This is a genomic window from Pseudomonas sp. 31 R 17, assembly GCF_900004915.1.
GTDB lineage: Bacteria > Pseudomonadota > Gammaproteobacteria > Pseudomonadales > Pseudomonadaceae > Aquipseudomonas > Aquipseudomonas orientalis_A.
In genome coordinates this window covers 1-7,344 of the sequence record NZ_CVTN01000029.1, presented here as the reverse complement: position 1 = coordinate 7,344, position 7,344 = coordinate 1, and the positions used below count along the sequence as shown (strand labels likewise).

1 protein-coding gene is annotated in these 7,344 nt (G+C 66.6%); it reads left to right on the top strand.

The annotated features are described in order from the left end of the window. Window positions 1-7,344: non-ribosomal peptide synthetase (locus BFP89_RS00845; protein ID WP_141689021.1), on the top strand; the 7,344-nt coding region annotated here is incomplete at both ends.

The following is a 7,344-nucleotide window of genomic DNA, read 5'->3' as shown; positions in this document are numbered from 1 at the left end:
CGTCGGCCCCGGCCAGCGCGTGGGCCTGGCGTCGCGGCGCGGTCCGCAACTGATCGTCAGCCTGCTGGCGGTACTCAAGAGCGGCGCGGCGTATGTGCCGTTGGACCCGAAATACCCGGCCGAGCGCCTGGCCTACATGCTCGCGGACAGTCGCCTGGACCTGCTGCTCAGCGAAACCGGCTTGCTGACCGATGTGCCGTTGCCGACCGGGCTGACCCGTGTCGACTTCAGCGCCACGGGCGCTGAACTGGCCGACTGCCCGGCAACCAATCCGCCCAATCACGCGGCGGCGGCGGACCTGGCGTATGTGATCTACACCTCCGGCTCCACCGGCCAGCCCAAAGGCGTGGCCATCGACCATGCCGCCCTTGGCCAGTTCTGCGACAGCGCCGTGCTGTACAGCCAACTGAGTGCAGAGGACCGCGTGCTGCAGTTCGCGACCTTCAGCTTCGACGGCTTTGTCGAGCAGTGCTACCCGCCGCTGTGCGTGGGCGCGGCGCTGATCATGCGTGGCGATGACCTGTGGGACGCCGGGCAACTGGCGCGCGAGATCGTTGAACAGGGCGTGACCCTGGCCGACTTGCCCGCCGCGTACTGGTACCTGCTGGCCAAGGAATGCGCCATGCACCACCGCTCCCTGGGCCGACTGCGCCAGGTGCATGTGGGCGGTGAGGCGATGTCCGTAGAAGGCCTGCGCGCCTGGCATGCTGCCGGGTTGGGCGGTGTGCGGCTGGTCAACACGTATGGGCCGACCGAGGCGACGGTGGTATCCAGCGTGCACGCGTGCCAACTGGATGATGCCAGCGACGCGTTCGGTGTGCCGATCGGCCGCGCGATTGAAGGGCGCTCGCTCTACGTGCTCGACAGCGGTTTCCAATTGCTGGCGACCGATGGCGTGGGCGAATTGTGCATCGGCGCCGAAGCCGGTCTGGCCCAGCGCTATTTCGACCGCCCGGCGCTGACCGCCGAGCGCTTCCTGCCGGACCCGTTTTCCGCAGTCCCCGGCGCGCGGCTGTATCGCAGTGGCGACCTGGCCCGTTACAACGAGGCGGGTGCGCTGGAGTACGTCGGGCGTATCGACCATCAGGTGAAGATTCGCGGCTTGCGTATCGAAATGGGCGAAATCGAAGCCGGCCTGCAAGCCTTGCCGCAGGTGCGTGAAGCGGCAGTATTGGCGCTGCCGAGCGCCACCGGTACGCAGTTGGTGGCGTACGTGGTGCCCGCTGCGGGCATCGCCTTGGACACACAGGCACTGGCGGCCCGTTTGCGTCAGTCGCTGCCGGACTACATGGTGCCCGGGCAGTGGGTGGTGCTCGATGCCTTGCCGTTGAACAACAACGGCAAGCTTGACCGCCGCGCATTGCCGGCGCCGGACCTGAACCAGCACACACAAGCCTACGTGGCGCCCCACAGCCCGCTGCAAATTCAACTGGCAGCGATCTGGCAGGCGGTGTTGCAGGTTGAGCAGGTCGGCCTGGAGGATCACTTCTTCGAGCGCGGCGGCCACTCGTTGCTGGCCACCCAGGTCATCTCCCGGGTACGGCATGCGCTCAACCTGGAAGTGCCATTACGCGCGCTGTTCGAACAGCCGACGCTGCACGCGTTTGCCGACGCCTGCGCGGAATTGCAGGTGAGCACGGCGCAGCCGTTGGTGGCGCTGGACCGCGACCATCCGCTGGCGTTGTCCTTCGCCCAGGAACGCCAATGGTTCCTCTGGCAACTGGACCCCGCCAGCGCGGCCTATCACGTTCCCACCGCCCTGCACCTGCGCGGTCAGTTGGACATCGCCGCCCTGGAGCAGGCGTTCCAGGCCCTGGTACACCGCCATGAGCCGCTGCGCACCACCTTTGTCGAGCAGGGCGAGCAGACCCTGCAAGTCATCCATCCCGCCCTGGCAGTGACCATCGAGCGCCAGCGCGTCGAGGTGGCGGCGATCGAACAGGCGGTGGCCGAGGAAATCCAGCGCCCCTTCGATCTGCGCAGTGGCCCGCTGATGCGCGTCAAATTGCTGGAAGTTGCGGCGCAGCACCATGTGCTGGTGATCACTCAGCATCACATCATCTCCGACGGTTGGTCGATGCAGGTGATGGTCGATGAGCTGGTGGCGCTCTACCAGGGCGACAGTCCATTGCCGGCGTTGCCGATCCAGTACGCCGACTATGCCCAATGGCAGCGTGACTGGATGGCGGCCGGGGAAAAACAGCGCCAGCTCGATTACTGGTGCGCGCGCCTGGGCAGTGAACACCCGGTGCTGGAGCTGCCTCTGGACCATCCGCGCCCGGCGGTGCAAAGCCATCGCGGCGCGCGCCAGAAGATCCATCTGGACAGCACGCTGGTGGCCGAACTCAAGGCGTTGGCCCAGCGTCAGGACGTGACCTTGTTCATGCTGTTGCTGGCCTCGTTCCAGACCGTGCTGCATCGCTACAGCGGTCAGTCCGAGATCCGTGTCGGCGTACCGATCGCCAACCGCACGCGCCTGGAAACCGAACGGCTGGTGGGTTTCTTCGTCAATACCCAGGTCATGCAGGCCGAGCTGCATGGGCAAATGCCCTTTGCGCAGTTGCTGGCCCAGGTCAAGCAGCGCGCCCTCGAGGCCCAGGCGCATCAGGACCTGCCGTTCGAGCAGCTGGTGGAAGCCTTGCAGCCCGAGCGCAGCCTGAGCCATAACCCGCTGTTCCAGGTGATGTTCAACCACCAGGACAGCTTGCGCGCCGGCACCGTGCACGTGCCGGGCCTGGCATTGCAGCCGCTGGACTGGGCCGTTCACACCACCCAGTTCGACCTGAACCTGGAGACCGAAGAGTCTGCCGATGGCCTGTGGGCGTCGCTGACGTACGCCACCGACCTGTTCGAGCCGGCGACCCTGGGACGCCTGGCCGGGCACTGGCATAACCTGCTGCGCGCCGTGGTGCGCGATGAATCACAGGCGCTCGACGAACTGGCGATGCTCAGTGCGCCTCAGCGCCAGCAAATGATTGAAGACTGGAACCACACGCCCGCCGACTACCCACACGAGCAATGCGTGCATCAGGTGTTCGAGGCGCAAGCGCTCGCCCGGCCGGATGCCATCGCACTGCGCTTCAATGGCGACAGCCTGAGCTACGCCGAACTCAACCGCCGGGCCAATCGCCTGGCGCACCGGTTGATCGCTGCGGGCGTCGGCCCCGACGTGCTGGTGGCGGTGCATGTGGAGCGCTCCCTGGACATGGTGGTCGGCCTGCTGGCAACCCTCAAGGCCGGTGGCGCCTACGTGCCGCTCGACCCGCAGTTCCCGGCGGAGCGCCTGGCGTTCATGCTCGAAGACAGCGATGCCCGGGTGCTGCTGACCCAGGCGCATTTGCGCGGTCGTCTCGTACAGCCCCAGGACCTGCAGGTGCTGCTGACCGACGACTGCGACGGTGACGCGCACAACCCTCAGGTGGACGTTACGCCGGAGCACCTGGCCTACGTCATCTACACCTCCGGCTCCACCGGCACGCCCAAAGGCGTGATGGTGCGGCACCAGGCGTTGTGCAGCTTTACCTGCGGCATGGCCGATACCTTGTCCATTGACGGCGATGCGCGCCTGTTGTCGTTGACCACGTTCTCATTCGACATCTTCGCCCTGGAGCTCTTCGTGCCGCTGAGTGTCGGCGCGACGGTGTTGTTGAGCGAGCAGGCCATGGCCCTTGACCCGGAAGCCATCCTCGACCTGGCTCACAACCAGGCAGCCAACGTGCTGCAGGCCACGCCGTCGACCTGGCGCATGCTGCTCGACAGCCCGCGAGCGCACCTGCTGCGCGGCATCCAGTGCCTGTGCGGCGGCGAAGCGCTGCCGGCTGACCTGGCCCAGCGCCTGCTCGATCTGCAAGGCCCGGTATGGAACCTCTACGGGCCGACGGAAACCACCATCTGGTCGGCAGCCCATCGCTTGCACGAGGCGCAGCCGTATGTTGGGCGGCCTATCGCCAATACCTCGCTGTTTATCCTCAATGCCGGGCTTTCCCCCTGCCCGCAGGGCGCGGCCGGCGAGCTGCTGATTGGCGGGGTCGGCCTGGCGCGGGGTTACCACGCGCGTCCGGCACTCACCGCCGAGCGTTTTGTGCCGGACCCGTTTGGCCCGCCAGGCGCACGCCTGTACCGCACCGGCGACCTGGCGCGTTACCGTGAGGACGGCGTGGTCGAGTACATCGGCCGCGTCGACCATCAGGTCAAGGTGCGCGGCTTCCGTATCGAGCTGGGTGAAATCGAAGCCTGCCTGCGGGAGTACCCAGGCGTGCGGGAAGCCGTGGTGCTGGCGGACAACGACCGCTTGATCGCCTACCTGGTGACCACCACGGCGGTGGATTCACAGGCCTGCAAAACCGCGCTGCGCGAGCGGCTGCCGGACTACATGGTGCCGGCGCACGTGTTGCTGCTCGAGCGCCTGCCGCTGACCCCCAACGGCAAGCTCGACCGCAAGGCCTTGCCCAAGGTCGATGCCGGTCAGTGGCACAAGGGCCACCTGGCGCCCGTCACCGCGCGCGAACAACAGGTCGCGGCGATCTGGGCCGAGGTGCTGGAGGTGCCGCAGGTCGGTCTCGACGATCACTTCTTCGAGCTGGGCGGGCATTCCCTGCTGGCCACGCGGGTGGTGTCGCGGGTGCGTCAGGCACTGGCGCTGGAAGTCGCACTCAAGACCCTGTTCGAGCAGCCCCTGCTGGGTGATTTCGTGCGCGCCCTCGGCGAGGAGGGCAGCACCGCACCGGCGCTGCTCAAGGCCGACCGCACGCAACCCTTGCCGCTGTCTTACGCCCAGGAGCGTCAATGGTTCCTCTGGCAACTGGACCCGCAGAGCGCGGCGTACCACATCCCCAGTGCCTTGCGTTTGCACGGCCCATTGAACGAAGCCGCGTTGCAACGCAGTTTCGACACCTTGCTGGCCCGCCATGAAAGCCTGCGCACTCATCTGCGCCAGGAAGCTACGGGGGTGGTGCAGGTCATCGAAGCGGTCGGCCGGATCGCTATCGACCGGGGCGCCTGCGAGTACGCCGACCTCAAGGCCACCGTCGCCGCCGAGGTCGCACGGCCCTTCGATTTACTGCGCGGGCCGCTGTTGCGGGTCACGTTGCTGCGCCTGGCCGAGGACGACCACGTGCTGGTGCTGGTGCAGCACCACATCGTCTCCGATGGCTGGTCGATGCAACTGATGGTCGAAGAGCTGGTGCAGCTGTACGCCGCGTTCAGCCAGGGTCAGACCGCGGATCTGCCGGCGCTGCCGATCCAGTACGCCGACTATGCCGTATGGCAACGCAACTGGATGGAGGCCGGCGAGCAAGCGCGTCAACTGGCCTATTGGCATGAGCAGTTGGGCGGCGAGCAACCGGTGCTGGAGCTGCCGTTCGACTTTCCGCGCCCGGCGCTGCCAAGCCATCGCGGTGCGCGCCTGGGCATCGACCTGGCGCCAGGACTGCTGGAGGGCCTGCGCACCCTGGCCCGCAATGCCGGCGTCACCTTGCCGATGGTGTTGTTGGCGTCCTACCAGGCGCTGTTGCATCGCTACAGCGGCCAGGAAGACGTGCGCGTTGGCGTGCCGGTTGCCAACCGCAACCGCCTGGAGACCGAGGGCCTGATTGGTTTCTTCGTCAACACCCAAGTGCTCAAGGCCGACCTTCACGGGCAGATGAGCGTCGAGCAGCTGCTGCGCCAGGTGCGCCAGCGCTCCCTGGACGCCCAGGCCCATCAGGACCTGCCGTTCGAGCAACTGGTGCAAGCACTGCATCCGGAGCGCAGCCTCAGCCTGAGCCCGTTGTTCCAGGTGCTGTTCAACCACCGTGTAACGTCCGCCGAGCGTCAGTTGCAGCAGCTGACCGACCTGCACATCGAGGTCCTGGGCTGGGATGACGGCGTGGCCCAGTTCGACCTGGCGCTGGACGTGGAAGAAAGCCCGACGGCGCTGCATGCCTCCCTGAGCTATGCCACCGACCTGTTTGCGCCCGCCACCATCGCGCGCATGGCCGGGCATTGGCAGAACCTGTTGCAGGCGATGGTGGCCGATCAGACTCAAACCATCGGCCAGTTGCGCGTGCTGGATCAGCACGAGCAGCAGCACATCCTGCAACTGTGGAACCGCACCGATGCCGGCTACCCGTCCCAGCGGCTGGTGCATGACCTGGTCGCCGACCGTGCCCGGGAGACCCCGGATGCTGTCGCGGTGAAGTTCGATGCGCACACCCTCAGTTACGCAGAACTCGACACCCAGGCCAACCGCCTGGCTCATGCGCTGATCGCCCGTGGCGTCGGCCCGGAAGTGCGCGTGGCGATTGCCATGCCGCGCAGTGCCGAGATCATGGTGGCCTTCCTCGCGGTGTTGAAGGCCGGCGGTGTGTACGTGCCGCTGGATATCGAATACCCGCGTGATCGCCTGCTGTACATGATGCAGGACAGCCGGGCGCAACTGCTGCTCAGCCATACCCGCGCCCTGGCGCAACTGCCGGTTCCCGATGGTCTGGAGACCCTGGCAATTGACTGCAGCGAGCAATGGGCGCACTGCAGTGACCGCTCGCCGAATGTGGCGCTGGACGGCGACAACCTTGCCTACGTGATCTACACCTCCGGTTCCACCGGCATGCCCAAGGGCGTGGCGGTGTCCCACGGGCCACTGGTGGCGCATATCATCGCCACCGGCGAGCGCTATGAAACCCGCCCGGCCGATTGCGAGTTGCACTTCATGTCGTTCGCCTTCGACGGTTCCCACGAGGGTTGGATGCACCCGCTGATCAATGGCGCCAGCGTGCTGATCCGCGACGACAGCCTGTGGCTGCCGGAATACACCTATGAGCAGATGCACCGGCACAACGTGACGATGGCGGTGTTCCCACCGGTGTACCTGCAACAGTTGGCCGAACACGCCGAGCGCGACGGCAATCCTCCAGCCGTTCGGGTGTACTGCTTCGGCGGTGATGCGGTGGCCCAGGCCAGCTACGACCTGGCCTGGCGCGCGCTGAAGCCGACCTACCTGTTCAACGGCTACGGCCCGACAGAAACCGTAGTCACGCCGCTGCTGTGGAAGGCGCGCAAGGGCGACCCGTGCGGCGCCGTCTACGCGCCCATCGGCACGTTGCTCGGCAACCGCAGCGGCTACGTGCTGGATGCGCAGCTCAACCTGCAACCTATCGGCGTGGCCGGCGAGTTGTACCTGGGCGGCGAGGGCGTGGCCCGGGGTTACCTGGAGCGTCCGGCGTTGACCGCCGAACGTTTCGTGCCGGACCCGTTCGGCAAGCCCGGCAGCCGCGTGTATCGCAGCGGCGACTTGACCCGTGGGCGTCCCGATGGCGTGGTGGATTACCTGGGTCGCGTCGACCATCAGGTCAAGATCCGTGGCTT